Raw genomic sequence first — 21909 nt, 5'->3', positions numbered from 1 at the left:
GACGTTATGTTTAGTTTTGTATCAAATCAAATGCGATAATAGATTGAATTTCACAAATTTGATTGCGTTCATTTAGCGTGTATCTGTCCGCAAAATGGTACTTTTCGCCACTTTTTGTCAGTAAAAATCCAAACTGTGCGCTATGTCCCATTTCAATAAAGCGGGATTCAACTGTTATTGACTGTAATTCCGGCGACTGCTTAATGCCTGCAAAAACCGCTTCAACGCCAATTAATTGTTGCTGCCCAATGGCATGCCAAACGATGTCATGAGCAAACATCTCCTGTAAAGCAGACAAGTCTTTGCCGGTGAAGGCCCTGTTATAGGCCTCCAGTAGTGTTTCAAACTCAGATTTAGTCACGCGGTGTTCTCATCGTTACAAACTCTTCGGCAGCACTAGGGTGAATGCCAATGGTGGCATCGAACTGTTGTTTTGTTGCACCCATTTGAATGGCAATGGCAATACCCTGCATGATCTCTGCAGCATGTTCTCCTACCATATGGGCACCAAGCACTTGCTGGGTGGCACGATCCACTACTAGCTTCATGTAGCATTGCTCAGGGTTGCCACTGAGCGTGTGCGACATCGGGCGGAACTTGGACTCATACACATCAACATGAACGTGTTGATGACGCGCTTGTGATTCTGTTGCACCACAGGTTGCTACTTCAGGCTGAGAGAATACCGCTGAGGCCACGGCATTGTAGTTAACGCGCCTTGCCGAACTGCCAAATAGCATATTGGCAACAAACATGCCTTCAGCCAGCGCTACTGGCGTTAAAGCAATACGGTCAATGACATCACCAACGGCGAAAATATGGCTGTGTTCCGCCACTTGGTAATGCTCATTGACTTCAATGGCCCCACGGCTTGTTGTTTTAATACCGAGCTTTTCTAGTTCAAGGTTGCCAGTATTTGGTAGTCGGCCGGTAGCACTGAAGATATCATCAACCGTGAGGGTTTCGCCGCTGTTGAGTCTGACCAATAAGCGGTTGTCGGCTTGTTTTTCTACCGATTCGACTGTTCGGCTCATATGCAAGTTAATGCCACGGTTCGCAACCTGATCTTGTACAAATGGGCGAACATCCTCATCAAACCCACGCAGTACGTGATCACCTCGGTGCACTAGGTGGGTTTCAACACCTAAACCATTAAATATGCCAGCAAACTCAAGCGCGATATAGCCACCGCCAATTACCAGTACGGATTTTGGCAGCGACTCAAGGGTAAACATGTCGTCACTTTGCTTGATGTGTTCACCACCTGGGATGGTTGGCATCATTGGCGTACCGCCGGTGGCGATAATGATATTTTTGGCAGTGACCTGCTTGCCTTCTACATCTAATGTATGGGCATCGACAAACTTAGCGTAACCCCAGTGGCGGTCGACGCCAGAATTTTCTAGCAGTCGTTCATAAATCCCGTTCAGTCGACTGATCTCTTTGTCCTTTGCTGCTTTTAACGTGCCCCAGTCGAAGCTGCGCTCATGTAGTTGATGGCCAAACCCACGAGCCTCGGCAAAGCGATGGGCAAAATCTGAGGCATAGACATAAAGTTTCTTCGGAACACAGCCTACATTCACACAGGTACCACCATAGAAGCGACCTTCGGCCACCCCAACTTTTGCACCTAGGTTTGCCGCGGTTCTAGCTGCTCGCACACCGCCAGAACCAGCGCCGATAACAAAGAGATCGTAGTCAAATTTACTCATAATAATTAGTAGGCTTCTGTTTTGAGTTTGATTAATTGGGCTTCAACATTGTCAAGTTGAGCAATTGACTTCACTTTAATTGGCTCAAATTGGTCGAAAAATGTTTGGTTTTGCATGTCGCTCACCAAATAGAGGTGCGACGAGGCTTCGTCTTCAATGCAAAACTGGACAATGCTGTCCATTAGTTGCACCCCTAACCCCTGATGTTGATGGCCCTTTTCTACCGCAAACAAAGTAAGGAGTCTATGCGGGTAGCTTGGTATGTACGCATCAATTTGGTCGATGTATTGTAAAAATTCTGTTGTTGCACCTATCCCAGCTGTGGTTAGCATTTTAAGGCGCCATAACCAGCTACCAGAGACTTCAGATTTAAGTGATTGTGCGGTAATGCAACCACAGGCGGTAATTTCGCCTTGCTCGTCTTGAATGCCGAAGATCGGATCTCCTTCGGCCAAATGGCGGACCAAAAGCTCGCGTATGGTTGCACGCAACCTGCGCTGGAACTCAGGTTTTTCAGCGTGTAGTAACGTTTTAAAGATTGGGTCTTCGCGATAAGCAGAAACAAGTACGGTAAGCACTTGGCTAAAGTGCTCGTCCGTTAATAACCTGACTTGTGGCATGATCACACGCTCCTAACCGAGCGATGAATAACTGCCTAGCGACTAAGGTCGACGTTGGCGTTAACCAGCCCAGGTTCACTGCCTTGATCGATCGATACCTGAGAAATATTGACGCCGGCCGTCAGAGCTAGGCCCCCTAGCATGACCATAATGGCATCCATTTGGCCGTTTTGCACACGAATGCGCACACGATTGTCGTCTAACGACTCCAAGCTCGCTAATTGAATACTAGCCGAGTTTGCCGACTGTGACACAATGGACGATAAACTCTGGTCACGCGTGTTGGCTTGACCTTGCTGATTGCCCTGTTGAATGGCCATGACCCGGCCTGCTCTATCTTGCAGCCACTGATAGTCAGCCAAAGTGTCTGTTTGATCTGAAACCGCTTCTTTGTGCCATTGTTGTATTGGGTAATAAACACCAAAATAGGCGCCCCCTAGCACTAATGCAATGGCAAGTAGGCTGACGGCACGCTGATCGCGAGATGGTAGAGCATCGAATTTACTGCGCAATGCAACAATGGTTGGATGATTACTAATCTTTTTCATCGGCCTGCTGCTCCTGTAATCGTAAAGCTGCCTACTGAACGGCCCTGGCGTTGTTCAATTGTCCGCTCTACAGATAACGACTCTGACTTTAGCGCTTGCTCAAAGGCTTCAATTTGGGCCAAGTTGCTTCCCTCTACAACAAAACTTAACTGATCTCGCGTGTCTGCATAGCGTAAGCGCGATAGGGTTAGCCCTGGCACTTGTGAGTATACTTTGCTCACTGCACGAGAAATGGGAATAAACCCCGAGGCGTCTCCTTCACCTTGTGCCGAGAGTACTTGTTCAATTTGCTGACGCCACCGTTGAGGACGGAAACGAACCTCATCACCCATGGCTTGCGTAAAGGTACTTTCGATGGCTATGTCGTAGGCCGCGGCCTGACGACTAGCCGTAACAGCTTCGATGACCAAATGCGTCGTTGATACAGCGAACAATAAGGCGGCTGCACCAACAAAAGGTTTCCACGGCAAACCTTGCAGTGGGCTCTGACTCTGGCGCGCAAACTCTCCTTGCAGAAAATTACCTACGGTTGAGGGTGCAACGGCAGTGGTTACGGCAAGCTTATGTAAGTCATCAAAACTGTCTGGCGCGCGCTCAATTGGCTGTTCGGCAGCGGCAAACTCACTTTCAACTTCCAGCGCTAGCGTTTCATCGTCGACGACAAGGTGCACGGCTTGGTCGTTGGTAGCCAAAGCTTGTTGAATGGCCAACTCGGGTAACCCTCGAAAGCTCATCTGCGCTAACCAAATGGCATCGTCTTGGGCAAGCAATAATGCTGGGATGTTTGTGTGGCGCTTGTAGGCCTCGCTTAATAGCTCAACACGGCGTAGTGTAATCTTCTGCTCATCTAACTGAGTCAATACCGCCTGCAATCGGCTCTTATCAACGACTGCTACGGGCAGGAGCCCACTGTCGGGTTTACCAGCCAATGGTACTAAATGAACTTGATCGATGTCTTGGGCCAAGTACTCTTCAATAGCAAATGGCAAAATTCGAGCTAAATTACGCTGCTGACCGGGTGGAATGGTTACCTGATGTACCGATGCTTGTTCCATTGGCCATAACACAAGTGTTGGTAGGCCGGCTTTGGGTAATTGCTCTGCAAGCTCGTCGATATGGCACTGGCCTTCGGTGACTCGGTCGCCGATTAGGTACCAACGCACATGCTGTAAATCTGCCTGTAGCTCTATTGAAAGGCGATCAGCCATGGTCTGTCCTATCGTTAAAATAATTCTGCGAACCCTGTCGTTAGGGTATCGTCTCCTATTTGCAATGGCTCATCGAGCCCATTGCGCCGGCGAAGTACCTGCACCGGTTCGTCTTCCGTCCACTTTAACAAGCTGGTACGGGTATAAATTCGTTGAACGGTTCCATCTGTTGTATCGTCGATTGTTCCACTCGGCCCAATCACTGTCACGGCTCGAATGTAGCTACTGTGACTGGTTAGCAGTTCTTGTGGGAACTTTTCGCGGATTTCGTCTTCCTGCCCTTCTAGTATGGTTTCGACTTCAACACCATCTACTGTTCGAATGGTTTCAATCAAACCGAAGTCTACCTCGGGAACCAGTGCGCGCCAAACGGTCTCGTTCACACCGTTAATATTCAGTTTGCTATCTGCAGGTAGCGCAGCAACATAGGGTACAAGCTGATTGTACCGCTCGTTATCCATGCCTTCGACCAGTTTGAGTTCCGACAAATCGGCAAATGCAACGCCTGAGTTGCGATATGGCTCATCTCGACCAGTATAATAGGTCATTGTCGGGCTGTTCTCGTCTACCCAGCCGACGATGTTACTAGCCAAGAGCGAGTCGCTGATATCGGCTTGTCGAACCAATTCTTCCAAAGCAGCACTCGCGCGTTCCCTAAAAGGATGATTGGGCAGCAACCAATTTAGGTTTAATTTGCTCGATTGGTCGAAAAAATAAAGATATAGGTCGCCATCAGGATCCAGATTTTCGTCGAATATTAGCTCAAGGGGCCCAAGAGGCTCTGCCACCAGTGCATGCTCAGCGGTAAGTTTACGGTTTTCTTCTTTCTCTAAGGTTACCACTGCAATGGCTTCGCCAGACTCTAACCATTGTTGGCGTTGCGACCAGCCGCTTTGTGCTTCCATACGACCAATTTGTACTTGTTGCTGATAAACCATGGCTGCGGCAATGGCTGCGACCACCGCGAAGATAACGAGCACCTGAATGAGCACTACCCCGCGCTGTTTCATGATGCTTGCTCCGGTAACGCTTGGAAATCTTGAAAACCTTGGCCCACATAAAATGTGCGCTTGATATTGCCCAGTACACGGTGATTGATTAACACCTCTACGCCTACAATTGGCGGAACAGGGACATCTAACTCAACCGGTGGAAATTCGTTAACACTATTTAGGTTCAGGCCATCACTGGTCAACAAAGTTACTCCCCAGGCTTGCACGTCTTCAACTAGGTATTGAACTTGAATGCCTTCTGAGATGTTTGTGCGCTCACCGTAAGCAGGAACAACAAAGCTATCTAATGCTACGTCATCGGTATCTAACTGAGTGCTAATGGTGCGTACAATACAGCCGTATTGGGGCGCATCTTCATTGACTACCTCTGGTGCAGGCTTATTCGGACAGGGGGTAACCAGTCTATAGTTAACGCGGCGCATACTGGATCTTGGGCGCTCATCATTGGGCAATTGTTGCCAGCCATTTTGTACTAGCGTGAGTTGGTTTTCAAAAAGCTTCACCGCGGGCTCGCGCCCGAACGTGCGCATGACTGGTCGTTGTTGAACGGTTTGGCTAAAGCCTTGTGACAACTGGCGAAAAGTTGCATCGAGTTGCGACACGGTGCGTGTTTGATCTTCAATCTGTTCTTCTAACCCGACTGCGCTGTCTAGCAACACAACCGCTGCAACGCCAATGCTCACAGCGATTACTAGCGCAATTAATAGTTCAATTAAGGTGATGCCTTGCTGTTTCATTTTACTACCAGCCCAACCAAAGAATGCAGGTTGAAGTCGGGGTTGTCTGGCATTTGTACATCCACTCGTACCCGTTTAAGTACATCGGCATAGGTTGCGCTAATCGCATCATAGGATGTCACAACTACCTGAAAGGTATAACCAGCAAAAGGCAGTTCACTGGTTGCAGACTCGGCGGGAATCTGACCTAAGCGAATTTTTGCCATGGTGTCCTCTGCCGCCCAGCGAGCGTAAACACGTTGCTCCAAGCCCATGGCGCTGTTTGTGGCGCCTTCAATGGCAAGTGACATGGTGCCTGCAACCATTGCAAAGACGACAAGCGCAATGAGCACTTCAAAGAGCGTGAAACCGCGCTGTTTAGCATTCATCAAACATCACCTGCGGGGCGTTATATCCATTTCCTACGATGGCAAAGTCAACACCACTGCATCTTGGTGGCGCAGACATGGTTAACTCAAATTCTGGCTGATAAAAGCCATCTGGTGTAATCAGTACCGTTGGGGAATCTAGGGCACTAGTGACTGCGCCACTAATTTGCACGTCTTCTCGCCACTCGAAATCAAATGCGTCTTCCCAAACTGGCTCTGGCAGCGTTACGCTATTGCCTTCAGTCCAGCTTTCAACCACCTTAAACTCAAACCCCGAGCTATTGATGACCAAGCCATATACACGTTGTTCAGCCGACGCGCGGTCTTGAATGATGGCAAACTCATCACTGAACCGTTGCGCTTCTTGGCTAATGGCTTTGCTAGGATTGGGGTTTGGAATCGCTACCACGGCTACCCCCGCCATGGCAGCAATAATGGCAATCACTACCAGCAGCTCAACTAAAGTAAAGCCGCTTTGCTTCATTGTGCGTCGCTAAATAGGTCAGCGTTTTCTTCTTCGCCGCCTACTTCACCGTCTACGCCATATGAAATAATTCGGAAGTTGTTGCCATTTAACTCGTAGTCGTAGGCATTGTTCCAAGGGTCAGTTGGCAGCTGATCCAGATAAGGACCACCCCAGTTGTTGATGCCAGGGTTGTTGACCAAGGCTTCTAACCCTTCATTGGTATTAGGATAACGCTTCACATCGAGGCGGAAACGCTTCAAGCTGCCTTCAATCGTACTAAAATCACTCTGTACAATTTTTTGCGCTGCTTTGTAGTCTTCGCCAGCAAAGTTGGCAACTACCACGCCTGCTAACATTGCCAAAATCACCAGCACCACTAATAGTTCAATTAGGGTAAAGCCTTTTTGCATTCGCATTGGGTTACTTCTCCAAATGTTTTCTTTTATCCAACTTGTGATGCTTGCATGATAGGCATAATGACCGCAGACACAATCAACATCACCATGCCGCCCATAATGACCATCATGGCCGGCTCAAACAAGCTTACTAATACACCAATTAAATCTTTTAGGCTGCGCTCTTGCGAATCGGCCACGCGTGCCAACATTGCATCCACCTCACCACTGCGCTCGCCAGAGGCAACCATATGAACCATCATCGGTGGCATATAACCACTTTCTTTCAAAGCAATGGATAAACTGCCACCCTCACTCACTTTACGTGCAGCTTCATGCATCGCTTTTTGAATCGGTAAATTTTCAATCACTTCTTCGGCAATCCGCATCGCATCAACGAGTGGCACACCACTGGAGGTTAGAATAGCCAGCGTTGATGCGTAGCGTGATGTATTAAATCCTTTTGCCATTTTGCCGATTAATGGCAGCTTAAGTAGCAACCGATGGGTTTTAAACCGGCGACTTTCAGCTCGATTCCAAAGCCAAAATGAGACAACAGCCGCAAAAATCCCAATAAGTAATGCCCACCACCAATTGGTCAAAAACCCCGATACCGCCAATACAAACTGGGTCGCCGCCGGTAACTCACGACCACTGGAAGACAGAGAAGTTGTAAGTTTAGGAATAATGGTGGTAAGCAAAAACACCAATACACCAATGGCGGCGGTAAGCAAAATTGCCGGATAAATCGAGGCATTTTGGATTTTACTGCGGGTTTCGTTTTGGCTTTCTACATAGTCCGCTAGCTGATCCAGCACTAAACCAAGGTTACCAGACTGTTCACCTGCAGAAACAGTTGAGCGATACAGCTTCGGAAAAGCACGAGGGAAATTAGCTAGGCTGTCAGCTAAGGTGTAACCCTCTAATAATTTCGAGCGCACTGCCATAAGCATCGAACGAATACGCGCCGATTCCGCCTGCTCTGCTGCAGCATTTAAGCACTCTTCAAGTGGTAAGCCCGACATCACCAATGTTGATAGCTGGCGAGTAATCAAGGACAACTGTGCCACTTTAAGTGTGGGCGTGAACAAGCTTAAGCCAGAGCTGCTGGACTTTTCTTTGGCTTGCTCAACATCGGTTGGCAGCAATCCCTTTTCGCGCAGCATCTGGCGAACTTGACGTGGGCTATCGGCTTCTAATACGCCCTTTTTGGCTTTGCCTTTGCTATCTACGGCTACATAGTTAAACGCTGCCATGGTTATTGACTCCGCGCTACGCGTAGAACTTCTTCTAGCGTGGTAATACCTGCAAGCACCTTGTTATAACCATCTTGTGAAATAGACGGTGTTTGACGGCGAGCCGACTCATTCATTTTAAGCTCACCGGCATTATCGTGAATAAGCTGGCGCATTTCATCGTCAACTACGACGAGTTCGTACAAGCCCATTCGGCCGCGATAACCGGTATGATTGCAATCTTCGCAACCGGTTGGGTGATAAATCGTAGGTGGGCTGTTCGGGTCAACGGCTAAATGATTACATTCAATGGCCGTTGCAGGCTTGCCTTCTTTACACGATGGGCAAAGGGTTCGCACTAAGCGCTGAGCTAACACGCCAACTAGGCTTGAAGACAGCAAGAAGGGTTCAATGCCCATATCTTGCAGGCGGGTAATCGCACCCACGGCACTGTTCGTGTGAATCGTCGATAGCACCAAGTGACCGGTAAGCGATGCCTGCACGGCAATTTCTACAGTCTCGCGGTCACGAATTTCACCAATCATTACCACGTCTGGGTCTTGGCGCAATATCGCACGCAAGCCTTTCGCAAAGGTCATTTCCACCTTGGTGTTGACCTGTGTTTGGCCAATGCCTGGAATGCTGTACTCAATAGGATCTTCGACGGTCAAAATGTTGCGTGTTTGGTCGTTCAGCTCGCCTAAGGCGCCATACAATGTGGTGGTTTTACCAGAACCCGTTGGGCCGGTAATGAGGATAATCCCGTGTGGGCGTGAAATCATGGTGCGAAGTCGTGCTAGATCGTCCTGAGCTAACCCAAGTTGCGCTAGATCGAGCTTGCTGCTTTGTTTATCCAACAAGCGCATTACCACGCGTTCACCATGGTTTGATGGCAGGGTTGATACCCGCACATCTACTTCCCTACCCGCTACACGCAATGGAATGCGACCATCTTGCGGCACGCGCTTTTCAGCAATATCCAGTTTTGCCATCACCTTAATACGAGAGATCAACAAAGGAGCCAATGCTCGCCTTGGTTGCAATACCTCGCGCAGCACGCCATCAACACGAAAGCGCACTAACAATTGGCGCTCATAGGTTTCAATATGAATATCCGAGGCTTGTTCTTTGATCGCTTCTGATAAAATGGCGTTAATTAATCGAATAATGGGCGCATCATCTTCTTGCTCAAGCAAGTCTTCTGTGTTTGACACCGCATCGGCAATTGAGCCAAGGTCTAAGTCATCGCCAATGCCTTCCACCGCTTGCATGGTTTCCGAACCACGATTGGCATAGCGCTCGTTGAGCAGCTGGTCGAACGCTTCATTCGCTAAGCGATTCACATTTGCTGTCATGCCACTTAAGCGTTGGCATTCTAAAATCGCGTGTATTGGTGTTTGGGCAGTGCAGGCTAGCTGGATTCGACCATCTGTAATACCTTCAACGACCACTTGGTTACGCCTTGCATAGGAAAACGAAAGTTCAAAATGTTGGTTCGATTGCACTGTGGTTTCGGTCATTATTACTACTCGCCGTTTTCCTAGTTTTCATTTTCTTCTAGCGCAGAAAGCAATGCTGAATGCAGCAATCGACGCGACACGGGTTTTGGCACAGTTTTTAATTGCGGGCAGCGCTCACTGAAGTGCTGCTGATGCACAAAACTACAATACGCTAGAAGTTGCCATCCTTCTTGCTCAGATTTTGTGAAGGCTTCCTCATAACGTTGCTGCAATTCCTCGGAATGTTCAGACACAGGGAAGTTTAACAAAACAAAATCGTAACCTCGATTAGGTCGAATTTGCTCGATCGTCTCCAGACAATCAACGTCTAGCTGCCAACTTTGCAACTCATTTCGCAAAGCTTTACTTCCTTTTGGCGGTAAACCCACTAATGCAACTTTGTGGCCATGCAATTGTCGCGATGGTTTGAAGCTTTTATCTTGTTGGCTGCTCAGTTCATATGGCATTACCAATACTAGCTCTAGCAAGTCTTCATCGCGGTTACGAATATCAACATCACCGCCCATCAAGGTCAACAAGCGCAAGCTAACCGTTAAGCTGAGGTTCCGCATGGCAAGCTCTTCATCACCACTATTAGCAGCAATTTGTTGGCGCGCTTGAATGATTTCTTGTTCTAATCCTTCTTCTGGGTCATGCGGTACACGCATGGTAATCCGCAAATGAGGTGAATCTGACCGTTCAAAACTAGAAACTTTTACGCTGAGCTCACCCGGGCGACAAGATTGAATCGCCATCGATAAAAAGTTGGATAAGATGGTGCTCAAGTGAGGGCCATCACCCACTAATCGCTCGGGTACATCAAAGTCGTGCAAATAACTCAGCTCCACCTCCTTATTGTGCGCCTCAGGGCCTGCCGATTCCATAACGCCCTCAATCAAACGACTTAAGTTAAAAGGTGCTCGGTGCATTTTCAGAGATTGGTTGCGCAGCGCCGAATAGGCTTCAATGTCGGATAACAAATCTATTAATGATTGGCCTGATCGACTCGCTAATGCAATCAACTGCGTTTGATCTGAACCATTTGGTGACTTTTCTATCAATGAAATAAACCCTAGCAAACCAGTCAACGGGGTGGAAATCATCCTCACTAGGCCCTTAACGAGCTGGTTAGACAAGTTTTGCCGGTGATCGCGTTGAATGGTTTCATTCTTGAGCAAACCAATTTCAGCTTTCATCTTGAACTTTTCTATCGAGTTGCGCCAAAAGCTATCGGTCATCACCTTATACTCTCGCATAAGATAACCAAACAGTAGTAAGTAAAGCCCCGCTAGCGCGATCCCCTCTTCATTCCACCAGGTTAGCAAGGTAAGTGCTGGCGGTAGCAGTAGTAAGGAAATGTAAATTCGGCCAAATTTAGGGAATGGCGAGTACAGCATGGCCGCACCACCGGCGATCGCAGCTTGGTAAACTAATATCAGTACAACAGAAAGTGTCAGCTCTGTGGTCAGCAGAGTGAGAATGACATATAGATTCCACGTGGCAGCATTAACGAGCGTCAGTAAAAAGAATCGGTCGCGCCAATAGGTCGCCCCTCGCCCATGCAGGCTTTCAAACTGCCAAGTCCAATAGACCCTTGCCGCACCTAATACGAGCAACAATGAGCCGAAGACCAGAATGAGTAAGTTCTCGCGATAACTTTGCTCGTGAAAGAAACCAGAAACCAATAAAATTAATACAAAACTAAACGCACCAGCTTGCGAGCGTGACGACATTTCACTATCGATGCGCTCAATCCACTGCCTTTCACGCATTACCTTGTCATCTTGTGCAAAAAACCAAGCCATTTGGTTGACGCTCCATCTATGATTGTCTGCATGATAGGTGGGCTAGCGCCACTTTTGCTTGAAATGTGACCGTATCATTGCATTTATATTTCTTTTTCGTGAGGCCGAAACATCTTTGTAACAAAGGCCATCTAAACTTCGCGCAAACTGATCTGAGGGGTAGTTATGCGCGCCACCATTTTACGATTTATTACGATAATTTCATTGTTATATAGCACATCCGCCATCGCTGCAATTTCGCCAATTGAGCAAACACTTGCCACGAGCCGTGATGGCACTATTTTAAAGTTGGCCGGCTCTAATACGCTAGGCGCCGACCTGCTACCAAACATGATGGTAGAATATATGAAGGCAAAAGGCATTGAAAACCTGCGCATTCAACCTTCTGGCATCGAAAATGAGGTGTTTGTAACCGGTACGACTCGCAATGGCTCTGTGGTGCGTGCCCATATTGCAGCACATGGTTCAAGCACTGGCTTCGTTGGTTTAGCCAACAACGAGATAGATATTGCTGCAGCGTCGCGACCTATCAAGTCAACGGAAGCGGCTAAGTTTCCTGAGTTTGATATGACTGGTTCGCGGTCAGAGCACGTTGTGGGCATTGATGGACTAGCGATTGTTGTACATCCAAGCTTGCCGATGGATTACATTGATGTTGATGTGCTGGGCAAGTTGTTTTCTGGCGAAATTAACAACTGGCGCGACCTACAAGACAACTTTCCAGAATATCAATTACCAAATTTACCGGTTAGCATTCATGCGCGTGATGGTAACTCTGGTACTTATGACAGCTTTGAAAGCATGGTGTTAGACCGTGGATACGAATTGTCTGAGCAGGCCCAGCGCTATGAGTCTAACGAGGTACTCAGCCAGCAAGTGGCGAGCCTGCCTGGTTCCATTGGGTTCACGGCGGTAGCCACGGTTGGGCAAGCCAAGGCATTGGCTGTAAAAGATATCGGCACAATTGCCATGAGCCCAGAGCGTATCTTGATCGCGGCAGAGGATTACCCACTTTCGCGTCGCCTCTACCTTTATACAACCGAACGTAACAATCCACACGTTTCAGAGTTCCTTGAGTTTGCCGCTTCCCAAGCCGGTCAGGATGTTGTTGAGCGCGTTGGCTTTGTTTCACAAAATATCATCAAGTTACCTCAGCCTGTATTTTCCGATATGCCAGATGGCTATCGCCGCCTAGTCGGTCGTGCTGAACGTTTATCAGTAAACTTTCGCTTTGTTGGCGAAGAGCGCCAACTCGACAACAAAGCCTTGGTAGATTTGCGCCGCGTTGCTGAATTTATGCAAAAACCCGAAAACCAAGACCGAGAGCTTATGCTGTTTGGCTTTTCTGATGCGATTGGTGATGAATCGAGAGCAATTCTGATTAGTGAGGTTCGCACACTAGCGGTGCGCAAAGCCTTGCGTGAATACGGCATTCGAGCCAAAGCAATTACCGGTTATGGTTCCCTAAACCCCGTCGCCCAAGGGCCAGCAAGTGATCGCAATAACCGAGTTGAAGTGTGGATTAAAGAGTAAAAAAAAGGGCCGCATGGCCCTTTTTTTCATTTAGCAGATTATTTTACCTTGTCTGACAGCTCGGGAACGGCTTGAAACAAATCAGCCACGAGTCCAAAGTCAGCTACTTCAAAAATCGGCGCTTCTTCATCTTTATTTATCGCAACAATTGTTTTGGAGCCCTTCATGCCAGCTAGGTGCTGGATGGCACCACTAATACCGACCGCGACATACAGGTCTGGTGCAACGACCTTACCTGTTTGTCCGACTTGCCAGTCATTCGGTACATAACCAGCGTCTACCGCTGCACGCGAGGCACCAACGGCTGCACCAAGCTTGTCAGCTAACCCTTCAATGATGGCGAAGTTCTCAGCAGACCCTACCCCGCGCCCGCCTGAAACCACGATATCGGCTTGCGTAAGCTCTGGACGTGTAGACTCAGGCGCTTGTAAACCGACAAACTGTGCTTTGCCAGTGTCCACTAGAGACAGTGTTTCAACTGATGCCGCATCGCCCGTGTCGTCATAGGCATCAAATGCAGTCGGGCGCACCGTTGCAATGACCTGTCCAGAAACTTTCACGGTAGCAATGGCGTTGCCAGCATATATTGGCCGTTTGAACCGGTCGACGGATAGTATTTCTATCACATCTGATACCATTTCTTTGTCCAACTTCGCGGCGAGTCTTGGCAATACGTTTTTACCAAAGGTGGTTGCTGGGCCGAGAATATGGCAAAAGTCATTACATTTATCTTCAAGTGTCGCAACAATGGCCTCCGCCGTCCGTGCCTCTGGCACTAACCAAATATTCGCCACATTCGCCATGGCTGCTAATGCTTTTACTGCTTCGGACTCTGCTTGTGCATTAATGGCGACTGTCACCTCTCCACCTAGTTTGTAGGCCGCCATGAGCGTTTGTTTAACCGATTTGGCTAGGGCTTCATTTGGGCTATCGGCAATGATTAATACACTCATGAGATCACCTTCGCTTCATTTTTTAACGCATCCACTAACTCATCTACGCTTGCGACCTTGCGACCGCCAGAGCGTTGTGCTGGTGGTTCGATAGACTCAACTATGACAGTATTGCTTGGCTCGATGTTGAGTTCGTCGAAACTCAGCACCGCCAATGGTTTGCGCTTGGCTTTCATAATGTCGGGCAATTTGGCGAACCTTGGTTCGTTTAATCTCAAATCTGTCGTAATAACAGCCGGCAATGTCACAGCTAACGTTTCTAGCCCGCCATCGATCTCGCGTACTACGTTCGCTTTGCCTTCATTAATGCTTACCTCAGATGCAAACGTGGCTTGCGGCCAGTCTAAGCGTGCTGCGAGCATTTGCCCTGTTTGGTTATTGTCGCCATCAATGGCTTGTTTACCCATAATGACCAGCTCAGCTGCTTCTTTTTGTGCTACCGCTGCTAAAGTTTTTGCGATGGTCAGCGGACTTTGCTCACCTTCGCTGTCGACGCGAATGGCGCTATCGGCACCTAAAGCAAGTGCGGTGCGCAACTGTTCTTCCGATTTTTTATCGCCAACGGTGACCACGACAACCTCTGACACGACGCCTTTTTCTTTGAGCCGAATGGCCTCTTCGACGGCGATTTCACAAAACGGATTCATCGACATCTTTAAGTTGTCGAGATCCATCGCGCTGCCATCTGGCTTGATGCGCGGTTTTACGTTGTAATCCAATACTCGCTTGACTGCTACCAGTGCTTTCATAGATCAACCTTCTGCCTACCTTGATTATGTACTTTTTGTTTAGTAGTTCGCGCTGATTTTTGCAAGGATGGAATAGATATGCTGAGCTAAACTCATAAGTGAGGGTAGAAGAACAGGCAAAGGTGACCGTATGGAACGAGAAGAAATGCCATTTGATGTTGTCATTGTTGGTGCCGGCCCAGCTGGTTTAGCCACAGCAATTTATTTGGCGAACAATAGCGAACTGTCGGTATGCGTCGTCGAGAAGTCTGCCGAAATTGGTGGCCATATTTTGTCTGGTGCTGTGGTGGACCTGGCACCTTTAAAGACGCTGTTAACAGCTGAAGAGTATGATGCAGCGCCCCTGGGGGTAGCAGTGACCAGCGATGATTATCTTTGGCTAAATGCGTCGGGCACTACCAAGGTACCGCATGCCTTGGTACCTAAGGCCTCTAAAAATGATGGCTACCACACGCTGAGCTTGGGCAACTTATGCCGCTATCTGGCTGAAGTGGCTGAATCAAAAGGTGTTGAGGTATTCCCCGGCTTTGCTGCTGCTAGTTTGTTTATTGAAAATGAGCAAGTGTGTGGCGTGCTAACGGGTGATATGGGGATTAACAAGAATGGTGAAGCTAAAGCTGATCACACACCTGGTTTGATTATTCGTGCCCAGCATACTGTATTAGCGGAAGGGGCACGCGGGCACTTAGGCAAAGAAGCCATGGCAACCTTTAAGCTTGGCCAAGGCACACAACATTTTGCCATTGGATTTAAAGAGCTTTGGCAGCTAGACCCTAACCAGCATTCACCAGGCAAGGTGCTGCATACACTAGGTTGGCCTCTTACCGAGCATGGTGCTTCGGGTGGTGGTTTTGCTTATCATCAAGAAAACGGGCAACTAGCCATAGGATTAATCGTTGATTTGAATTACGACAATCCAACACTCGACCCGTATATGGAGTTCCAACGCTTTAAAACTCATCCAATGTTTAAGTCACTGCTCGCTGGCGGTGAGCGCATAGCGTATGGTGCTCGGGCAATCAACAAAAGCGGCTGGCATGGGCTAACAAAAATGGATTTCCCAGGCGGCATGCTCATAGGTTGCGATGCCGGCACACTCGACCCACTGAAAATTAAGGGCACTCATGCAGCAATAACCAGCGGCATTTGTGCCGCCGAGGCGATTATTGCCAATAGTGGCGACTGCCATGCAAGATTTGTTGCATCGCCTGCAGGGCAAGCACTAGAAAAAGCGAAGAACACCGGCGCAGCGTTGCATAAATTTGGCACCCTGCTTGGTAGTGGCTATGTATTTTTTGAACAAACGCTACTGTCTGGTAAAGGCCCAGTATTAAGCGATGACCAGGCCGACTATCAGGTGCTGAAAGCGATGAATGAAGTAACACCGATTAAATACGATAAACCAGATGGCATCACTGCTTTTGATCGGCCAAGTTCAGTTTATTTATCGAATACAAACCATGAAGAAGACCAGCCAGTCCACCTACAACTGATTGATGACACTCTAACCGAAACGTTAACGCTGAAAGCTTACGATGAACCGGCGCAACGCTACTGCCCTGCTGGGGTTTACGAAGTCGTGGATGGAAAACTGAAAATCAACGCACAGAATTGCATCCATTGCAAAACGTGTGACATTAAAGAGCCGAGTCAGAATATACGCTGGGTACCGCCTGAAGGGGGTGGTGGTCCTAATTACCCTAATATGTAGCCACACCTATCAGAACATTGTGCCAGAGCAGGCGACCCCCGCCCTGCTCTGTCGCTTGTTCTACCAACCGATAAAACAGTTGTCTTGAAGCTTGCGCTTCGCAGCCACCTGGCAGTGCAACAAACAAGCTATCTTCACCAGTGGGTAAACAAAATGGAACAAGCTGCTGCGGCGCCACCTCAAATTCACGCCCATCAGCTAATTTGGCGGCCATGTGGCCTTGTTGCCAAGTCAAATCGATCAAACGTAAAGGTAGGCCCGTACTGTGAACCATGAACTTCACATTCGGGGTTTTGAGGTAATATGTTTGCAGCTCCTTAACCAGTAAGCGTGAGAATAAGCTTTTTATCCGCTCGTTTCTGATCATGTCGTTGTGTTGCCACCAATCTCCACGAACATCTATCCTCAGGCCAATGTCTTCGATTAACTCTGGCTGCCAATCAGTAACAGGATAGGCTTTCATTTTCGTATCAAGCGATTGATAAATTTGATCGAGTGTCATAGTTGAATGGGCTCAATCTGTAAGGTGACACCATAGCGCTGTAATACCACGTCTTGTACATATCTAGCGTGCGCCAAAACGAGATCTTTTGAGGCTTTTTGTGGGTTAGTAAGCACCAAGGCTTGCGATTGGTGCATGCAAACGCCGCCGTCACCTGCTTTGCCCTTTAGTCCTGCTTGATCAATTAACCAGCCAGCCGCCAACTTATAGCTACCATTTGCAAGCGGATAAGCTACTAAATCGGGAAAAGTTAGTTTTAACTGTTCATACTTGCTAGTGGTTACCACTGGGTTGTGAAAGAAGCTACCTGTATTAGGAATCGTGTTTGGATTAGGCAGTTTAGACCAGCGAAGCTCAGTGATTTGCTTGACGATCTCTGTTGGCGTTGCATTATCTTTGATGTGTGATTTGAGCGGGCCATACTCTAATTTGGCTTTCCCTTTCTTCGACAGTGCTAAGCGTACTTTTGTGATTACCCAAGGATCGGGTGTCTGCTTAAAATAACTATCGCGATAGGCAAACGCACAATCGGCTTTGGCAAACTCAGCGACTTCTAACGTTTTACTATTAACTGCTTGACAACTAACAAACACATCGGCTAACTCGACCCCATAAGCGCCTATGTTTTGAATCGGTGCAGCGCCGACAGTGCCAGGAATAGCGGCTAAGTTTTCTATGCCCCACAACCCTTGCGCTGCGCATTCTTCTACTAATGTAGGCCAGTCTTTGCCAGCTTCTACCTCTAAGATAACGGTATAATCGTCGTTAGCTGTTATGTTAACCTGATCAGCTTGATAAAAACACACCCAAGCCTGCATGGTAGGCGGTAAAATTACGTTGGACGTCACACCTAGTGGAACAAAATCTAAACCCAACGCTTTTGCATTATTTATGTCCGCTAACAGTGCTTCGAACGTTACTGGTTTAGAGACCTTGCTGACATCACTGGTTAAGCCTAAACAGCTTGAAATACTTGTCATTTAGTTATCACTTGCTCAATGAATCCATTGCAGGCGCTTTCACACAAATCTAGTACGGCTTCAAACCCTTCGCTACCACCATAATAAGGGTCTGGCACTTCTTGCACACTGCTATCGGCGTAGCTTAAAAACAATGCCACCTGAGCCCGACTATTCTTCGATTGAATGCGTTGGATGTTCTCTAAGTTCGACTTGTCCATCACAAGGATATAATCAAACTGATCAAAATCTTCAGCACTAACCTGGCGAGCACGCAAAGGCGTTAAATCATAGCCTCGTTGTTTGCCATGTTCTATTGCTCTAGCGTCTGGTTGTTTACCTATATGGTAAGCAGCAGTGCCTGCCGAATCGATCATCAACCGGTTTTCTAGCTGCTTTTGTATAATCATGCTCGCCATCACTGCTTCAGCAGTTGGCGAGCGACAGATGTTGCCTAAGCAAACAAACAATACCGACGTCATTGGTTAAGCCTTTGTTGATAATTGGCCAAGTCTTCTGGGGTATCAATCCCGGCCGCTAACTCACCGTGGAACTCTGTTGCCACAATGGTTTCACCCATTGCCATAAAACGAAGCTGCTCAAGTTTTTCAATGTTCTCCAAAGCGGCGCTGCCATTGTTGGCAAAGGCATGCAGTGCGCCAACTCGATAGGCATATAAACCTAGGTGGCGATAGCAAGCTGTTAGGCAGTCACGTTGGTCACGATTATAAGGTATTGGCGCACGGCTGAAGTATAACACTCGGTCATCGTCTAATCGCACGGCCTTAACAACGTTTGGGTTGTGTAAATCGTCTAAACTTTTTAACGGCGTTACCACCGTGGCTAATGCCGCATTAGGGTGTCTTTGTGCGCAGGTAACTAGTTGCTGTATTAAATCAGCATCTACTTCCGGCTCATCGCCTTGGATATTGACCACGAGCGTCTCATCACCCCAACCTTTTAAGCGTGCAACTTCTGCAAGTCGGTCAGTACCAGACTCATGGGCAGCGCTCGTCATGGTAACCTCAGCGCCAGCAGTTGCTGCTGCTTGGGCAATGTCTTCATGGTCTGTGGCAACGGTAACGGATATACAATCTATGGTGTTCGCTGCCTGCACAACATGGGCAATTAACGGTTTATCGTTAATCAATGCTAGCGGTTTTCCCGGAAAACGAGTCGATGCGTAACGCGCAGGGATCACTATATGGAACGACATAAAGCCTCGATATGGTCGGTAATTTTGTTATTCGACAAGCTTAATCTTGGACGACAAACAATCATTGGTTGGTCAACGAGCGATGTTAGTTTTACCGCGTCTTTTGCCGTGCAAATTAACGTTTTGTTGGTTAAGCCAACTAGGTCTTTGGCACTAAACTGGTGATGGTCTGGGAATACATGACGGCTAAATGTTAGCCCTTGTGCCGTTAAACTTGCAAAAAACGAATCTGGGTTGCCAATACCTGTGATGGCTGCAAGATTATTTTTCGGGGAAGCGTCAGGAGATAACGGTATAAATTCTAGCGCTTCAATTCGCAGTTCCGCATCTGGCGAAAAATTACGAGCAGCAGGACCTTTGGTGACAATAAAATCAGTGTTGACTAAACGCTGTGGCTTTTCGCGCAATGGACCAGCTGGTAGTAATCGTTGATTGCCTAACAGTCGCTGCCCATCGAGCATAATCACTTCTACATCGCGCCATAGCTTGTAATGCTGCAAACCATCATCACTAAGTATCACATCTACTTGCTCGGCGATTAATTCTGCCGCTAACAGGCGTTTCTTAGCCACGGCAATCACCAAATCAGGGTTATTCTGCTTTAGCATTATTGGCTCATCACCAAACTCAGATGCCTCACCTGTGGCTGGAACAATGCGTGCGTGCGACACATTAGCACCATAACCTCGGCTGACCACGCCTACTCGCAGACCTCTGTTTTGAAGGCTGCGAGCCAAGCAGTCAATCATCAAGGATTTACCCGTACCACCGACTAGGATATTACCAATCACGACAACCGGTGGTGCTACCTGCTTAACCTTGGCCATGGTTAGTCGTGCATTAGCTCGGTCAATGGCGTGGTAGAGCCAGGCTAGCGGCGTTAGTATTTTTGAAAGCCTAGTGGCAGGCGTCTGCCACCAATGTTGTTCAAGATTCATGATGCTGCATCGACAACAATTTAGCGTAATAGCCGTTTTGCGCTAATAAGCTTGCATGGTCGCCCTGCTCGACGATTTCGCCATGATCCATCACCAGAATTTGATCGGCATCTTCAATCGTCGATAAACGATGGGCAATGACAATCGTCGTGCAAGCACCAGATAGTTGCGCCATGGTTTCTTGCACATAACGCTCTGATTCGGTATCCAATGCCGAAGTGGCTTCGTCGAGGATCAATATCGGTGCCTGTTTTATGATAGCTCGAGCAATGGCTAAACGCTGGCGCTGGCCGCCAGAGAGCGTAATGCCATTGTCGCCAAGAACAGTATCTAGGCCATGTTCTAGTTTATTAGCGAATTCAATAACATGAGCTTGTTTTGCCGCGGCTTCGACCTCGGCATCACTCGCTTCAATACGACCATAACGAATGTTTTCCCGAATGGTGCCGGAAAACAAAATGGTATTTTGATCAACAAAAGACAGCTGACGACGCAATGCTGAAAGCCCAAGCTCACGCGTATCCACTCCATCTATGCAAATACTGCCTTGATAGTCTTGGTAAAACCTTGGGATTAATTGAGTTAGCGTCGATTTACCAGAACCTGAGCGACCGACTAGTGCTATAGTTTGACCAGGTTTGGCGCTAAACGAGATGCCATTGAGCACCATGGGTTCATCTGGTCCATAGCGAAACTGTAAATTGTTTACCTCAACGCTGCCTTCACTAGTAAAGTTTCTCAGGTCACCAGTTTCTTTCTCATCATCTAAATCTAATTGTTGGTAGATATCACCGGCCGCCGCAATACCATTTTGCAGCACTTGATTCACGGATGTGAGCGTTTTAATTGGCTTAGCAATGATCAACGCGGCGGTAATGTAATCAATAAAATCCGTGGCTGGTACTTGCATCGTCAGGGCAATTGCTGTGATCGCAGCAATGGCTAGCGCAATCAGCAATTGCACTAGTGGTGTGCTGATCGCTTTGGTTAGGCCAATTTTTTGCTGTTGGCGACGATTACGGTCGCTAAACTGAGCGAAACGTTCTGCTTCATATGTTTGGCGGCCAAACAATTTAGTTACCCGAATGCCTGGAACGACCTCATTGGCGACCTGCGCAACACCACCCACCGATTCTTGCAGACGTTTGCTGTAGCGGCGAAAAAAGCGTGACGCTAGGTTAACCACCCACGCAGCTACTGGAGCAATAAGGAAAAATAACAAGGTAAGTTGCCAGTTTGTTGCGAGCAAAATAACGAGTACGACGGCCACTGTTAACCCTTCACGCACAATCGCTAAAGTTGCTTCGCTTACCGCACGGGTGATTTGCTCAACATTATAAGTTAACCGCGAGATGATGCCACCGGTCGACTGTTGATCAAAATATGACACCGGGAGGTTAAGGATTTTACCAAATAGGTCGGTTCGCATCCTATGGGTAATGGTGGCTGTCACCACTTGCAGATAATAAATAGAGAAAAACGACCCTAGCCCACGCAGCCCAAATGCGATCACCATAAAAAGTGGCAACCAAACAACAACAGGCAGCCCAGCAACAGCCGCCACTTCGGTACCATTGGCGTTATCGGTAAACGTAGAAGTGATCATACCAGGCAGTTTGACCAGTACACCACTGGCAATCGCATGAAGTGCCATACCAAAAACGGCCAATGCAATGGCCGCTTTATGGTCCGGTAGCAGCTTTAATAAACGCTTATAAAGCTGCGTGCCCGTTAATTGCATA

The 21909-nt window shown here is 47.9% G+C and carries 23 protein-coding genes; 2 read left to right on the top strand and 21 right to left on the bottom strand.

Features of this window, described 5'->3' with window-relative positions; translation table 11 throughout:
• Window positions 1–10: 10 nt before the first annotated feature.
• From DUW71_RS07420 to DUW71_RS07360, 13 genes are read right to left on the bottom strand one after another with little or no spacing between them, the layout of a single operon-like run.
• Entirely contained in the window at window positions 11–361 is a 351-nt protein-coding gene (locus DUW71_RS07420) for a nuclear transport factor 2 family protein (protein WP_119394616.1), read from the bottom strand.
• Window positions 354–1712, bottom strand: coding sequence for a glutathione-disulfide reductase (gene gorA, locus DUW71_RS07415; protein ID WP_119394615.1), 1359 nt, complete (start codon window positions 1710–1712; stop codon window positions 354–356). Before gorA ends, DUW71_RS07420 begins: the two co-directional genes overlap by 8 nt.
• Before the next feature lie 5 nt (window positions 1713–1717).
• A complete protein-coding gene (locus DUW71_RS07410) occupies window positions 1718–2332 on the bottom strand; it encodes a GNAT family N-acetyltransferase (RefSeq protein WP_119394614.1) in 615 nt (204 codons plus the stop codon).
• A gap of 35 nt (window positions 2333–2367) precedes the next feature.
• Entirely contained in the window at window positions 2368–2880 is a 513-nt protein-coding gene (gene gspM / locus DUW71_RS07405; protein WP_119394613.1) for a type II secretion system protein GspM, read from the bottom strand.
• Window positions 2877–4088, bottom strand: coding sequence for a type II secretion system protein GspL (gene gspL / locus DUW71_RS07400; RefSeq protein WP_119394612.1), 1212 nt, complete (start codon window positions 4086–4088; stop codon window positions 2877–2879). Before gspL ends, gspM begins: the two co-directional genes overlap by 4 nt.
• Window positions 4089–4102: 14 nt before the next feature.
• Window positions 4103–5098, bottom strand: coding sequence for a type II secretion system minor pseudopilin GspK (gene gspK, locus DUW71_RS07395; RefSeq protein ID WP_119394611.1), 996 nt, complete (start codon window positions 5096–5098; stop codon window positions 4103–4105).
• Window positions 5095–5838, bottom strand: a complete 744-nt coding sequence (locus DUW71_RS07390; protein WP_119394679.1) for a PulJ/GspJ family protein — start codon at window positions 5836–5838, stop codon at window positions 5095–5097. Before DUW71_RS07390 ends, gspK begins: the two co-directional genes overlap by 4 nt.
• Window positions 5835–6206, bottom strand: a complete 372-nt coding sequence (gspI, locus tag DUW71_RS07385) for a type II secretion system minor pseudopilin GspI (protein WP_119394610.1) — start codon at window positions 6204–6206, stop codon at window positions 5835–5837. The genes DUW71_RS07390 and gspI overlap by 4 nt, the downstream gene beginning before the upstream one ends.
• Window positions 6196–6690, bottom strand: coding sequence for a prepilin-type N-terminal cleavage/methylation domain-containing protein (locus DUW71_RS07380; RefSeq protein ID WP_119394609.1), 495 nt, complete (start codon window positions 6688–6690; stop codon window positions 6196–6198). Before DUW71_RS07380 ends, gspI begins: the two co-directional genes overlap by 11 nt.
• Window positions 6687–7088 (bottom strand): type II secretion system major pseudopilin GspG, encoded by a 402-nt coding sequence (gene gspG / locus DUW71_RS07375; protein WP_119394608.1) that lies wholly within the window; start codon window positions 7086–7088, stop codon window positions 6687–6689. The genes DUW71_RS07380 and gspG overlap by 4 nt, the downstream gene beginning before the upstream one ends.
• Window positions 7089–7114: 26 nt before the next feature.
• On the bottom strand, window positions 7115–8323 hold the full coding sequence (gene gspF / locus DUW71_RS07370; RefSeq protein WP_119394607.1) for a type II secretion system inner membrane protein GspF: 1209 nt from the start codon (window positions 8321–8323) through the stop codon (window positions 7115–7117).
• 2 nt (window positions 8324–8325) lie between these two features.
• Complete coding sequence (gene gspE, locus DUW71_RS07365) at window positions 8326–9822, bottom strand: type II secretion system ATPase GspE (RefSeq protein ID WP_119394606.1); 1497 nt, start codon at window positions 9820–9822, stop codon at window positions 8326–8328.
• Between the two features lie 20 nt (window positions 9823–9842).
• Window positions 9843–11606: a sensor histidine kinase gene (locus DUW71_RS07360; RefSeq protein ID WP_119394605.1), complete on the bottom strand. Its 1764-nt coding sequence runs from the start codon at window positions 11604–11606 to the stop codon at window positions 9843–9845.
• 165 nt (window positions 11607–11771) lie between these two features.
• Here DUW71_RS07360 and DUW71_RS07355 point away from each other — a divergent pair, with 165 nt between their 5' ends.
• Entirely contained in the window at window positions 11772–13139 is a 1368-nt protein-coding gene (locus tag DUW71_RS07355) for a substrate-binding domain-containing protein (RefSeq protein ID WP_119394604.1), read from the top strand.
• Between the two features lie 38 nt (window positions 13140–13177).
• Here the strand turns inward: DUW71_RS07355 and DUW71_RS07350 are convergent, their stop codons facing one another.
• Both DUW71_RS07350 and DUW71_RS07345 read right to left on the bottom strand, forming a co-directional pair.
• Entirely contained in the window at window positions 13178–14092 is a 915-nt protein-coding gene (locus DUW71_RS07350) for an electron transfer flavoprotein subunit alpha/FixB family protein (protein ID WP_119394603.1), read from the bottom strand.
• Window positions 14089–14841, bottom strand: coding sequence for an electron transfer flavoprotein subunit beta/FixA family protein (locus DUW71_RS07345; protein WP_119394602.1), 753 nt, complete (start codon window positions 14839–14841; stop codon window positions 14089–14091). Before DUW71_RS07345 ends, DUW71_RS07350 begins: the two co-directional genes overlap by 4 nt.
• A 130-nt stretch (window positions 14842–14971) precedes the next feature.
• Here DUW71_RS07345 and DUW71_RS07340 point away from each other — a divergent pair, with 130 nt between their 5' ends.
• On the top strand, window positions 14972–16552 hold the full coding sequence (locus DUW71_RS07340; protein ID WP_119394601.1) for an electron transfer flavoprotein-ubiquinone oxidoreductase: 1581 nt from the start codon (window positions 14972–14974) through the stop codon (window positions 16550–16552).
• On the opposite strand, the gene DUW71_RS07335 is transcribed toward DUW71_RS07340, so the two are convergent.
• From DUW71_RS07335 to msbA, 6 genes are read right to left on the bottom strand one after another with little or no spacing between them, the layout of a single operon-like run.
• The gene (locus tag DUW71_RS07335) at window positions 16542–17054 is read right to left on the bottom strand and encodes a DUF1285 domain-containing protein (RefSeq protein ID WP_119394600.1); all 513 of its coding nucleotides are present in this window, start codon (window positions 17052–17054) and stop codon (window positions 16542–16544) included. The genes DUW71_RS07340 and DUW71_RS07335 overlap by 11 nt on opposite strands.
• The gene (murB, locus tag DUW71_RS07330) at window positions 17051–18034 is read right to left on the bottom strand and encodes a UDP-N-acetylmuramate dehydrogenase (protein ID WP_119394599.1); all 984 of its coding nucleotides are present in this window, start codon (window positions 18032–18034) and stop codon (window positions 17051–17053) included. Before murB ends, DUW71_RS07335 begins: the two co-directional genes overlap by 4 nt.
• Window positions 18031–18495 carry a low molecular weight protein-tyrosine-phosphatase gene (locus tag DUW71_RS07325; protein WP_119394598.1) on the bottom strand — a complete coding sequence of 155 codons (465 nt, stop codon included), beginning with the start codon at window positions 18493–18495 and terminating at the stop codon, window positions 18031–18033. The genes murB and DUW71_RS07325 overlap by 4 nt, the downstream gene beginning before the upstream one ends.
• Window positions 18492–19229: a 3-deoxy-manno-octulosonate cytidylyltransferase gene (kdsB, locus tag DUW71_RS07320; RefSeq protein ID WP_119394597.1), complete on the bottom strand. Its 738-nt coding sequence runs from the start codon at window positions 19227–19229 to the stop codon at window positions 18492–18494. Before kdsB ends, DUW71_RS07325 begins: the two co-directional genes overlap by 4 nt.
• A complete protein-coding gene (gene lpxK / locus DUW71_RS07315; protein ID WP_119394596.1) occupies window positions 19214–20167 on the bottom strand; it encodes a tetraacyldisaccharide 4'-kinase in 954 nt (317 codons plus the stop codon). Before lpxK ends, kdsB begins: the two co-directional genes overlap by 16 nt.
• Window positions 20157–21908: a lipid A export permease/ATP-binding protein MsbA gene (gene msbA / locus DUW71_RS07310; protein ID WP_119394595.1), complete on the bottom strand. Its 1752-nt coding sequence runs from the start codon at window positions 21906–21908 to the stop codon at window positions 20157–20159. The genes lpxK and msbA overlap by 11 nt, the downstream gene beginning before the upstream one ends.
• Between the last annotated feature and the right edge of the window lies 1 nt (window position 21909).

It is taken from the genome of Salinibius halmophilus (assembly GCF_003577475.1).
Lineage (GTDB): Bacteria > Pseudomonadota > Gammaproteobacteria > Pseudomonadales > Natronospirillaceae > Salinibius > Salinibius halmophilus.
The sequence above is the reverse complement of the archived record's forward strand: the minus strand, read 5'-3'. Positions and strand labels throughout refer to the sequence as shown.

Coding starts and splice junctions, on each gene's coding strand:
- gorA (WP_119394615.1), bottom strand. CDS start 1,712: ATGAGTAAATTTGACTACGATCTCTTTGTTATCGGCGCTGGTTCTGGC.
- DUW71_RS07410 (WP_119394614.1), bottom strand. CDS start 2,332: ATGCCACAAGTCAGGTTATTAACGGACGAGCACTTTAGCCAAGTGCTT.
- gspM (WP_119394613.1), bottom strand. CDS start 2,880: ATGAAAAAGATTAGTAATCATCCAACCATTGTTGCATTGCGCAGTAAA.
- gspL (WP_119394612.1), bottom strand. CDS start 4,088: ATGGCTGATCGCCTTTCAATAGAGCTACAGGCAGATTTACAGCATGTG.
- gspK (WP_119394611.1), bottom strand. CDS start 5,098: ATGAAACAGCGCGGGGTAGTGCTCATTCAGGTGCTCGTTATCTTCGCG.
- DUW71_RS07390 (WP_119394679.1), bottom strand. CDS start 5,838: ATGAAACAGCAAGGCATCACCTTAATTGAACTATTAATTGCGCTAGTA.
- gspI (WP_119394610.1), bottom strand. CDS start 6,206: ATGAATGCTAAACAGCGCGGTTTCACGCTCTTTGAAGTGCTCATTGCG.
- DUW71_RS07380 (WP_119394609.1), bottom strand. CDS start 6,690: ATGAAGCAAAGCGGCTTTACTTTAGTTGAGCTGCTGGTAGTGATTGCC.
- gspG (WP_119394608.1), bottom strand. CDS start 7,088: ATGCGAATGCAAAAAGGCTTTACCCTAATTGAACTATTAGTGGTGCTG.
- gspF (WP_119394607.1), bottom strand. CDS start 8,323: ATGGCAGCGTTTAACTATGTAGCCGTAGATAGCAAAGGCAAAGCCAAA.
- gspE (WP_119394606.1), bottom strand. CDS start 9,822: ATGACCGAAACCACAGTGCAATCGAACCAACATTTTGAACTTTCGTTT.
- DUW71_RS07360 (WP_119394605.1), bottom strand. CDS start 11,606: ATGGCTTGGTTTTTTGCACAAGATGACAAGGTAATGCGTGAAAGGCAG.
- DUW71_RS07355 (WP_119394604.1), top strand. CDS start 11,772: ATGCGCGCCACCATTTTACGATTTATTACGATAATTTCATTGTTATAT.
- DUW71_RS07350 (WP_119394603.1), bottom strand. CDS start 14,092: ATGAGTGTATTAATCATTGCCGATAGCCCAAATGAAGCCCTAGCCAAA.
- DUW71_RS07345 (WP_119394602.1), bottom strand. CDS start 14,841: ATGAAAGCACTGGTAGCAGTCAAGCGAGTATTGGATTACAACGTAAAA.
- DUW71_RS07340 (WP_119394601.1), top strand. CDS start 14,972: ATGGAACGAGAAGAAATGCCATTTGATGTTGTCATTGTTGGTGCCGGC.
- DUW71_RS07335 (WP_119394600.1), bottom strand. CDS start 17,054: ATGACACTCGATCAAATTTATCAATCGCTTGATACGAAAATGAAAGCC.
- murB (WP_119394599.1), bottom strand. CDS start 18,034: ATGACAAGTATTTCAAGCTGTTTAGGCTTAACCAGTGATGTCAGCAAG.
- DUW71_RS07325 (WP_119394598.1), bottom strand. CDS start 18,495: ATGACGTCGGTATTGTTTGTTTGCTTAGGCAACATCTGTCGCTCGCCA.
- kdsB (WP_119394597.1), bottom strand. CDS start 19,229: ATGTCGTTCCATATAGTGATCCCTGCGCGTTACGCATCGACTCGTTTT.
- lpxK (WP_119394596.1), bottom strand. CDS start 20,167: ATGAATCTTGAACAACATTGGTGGCAGACGCCTGCCACTAGGCTTTCA.
- msbA (WP_119394595.1), bottom strand. CDS start 21,908: ATGCAATTAACGGGCACGCAGCTTTATAAGCGTTTATTAAAGCTGCTA.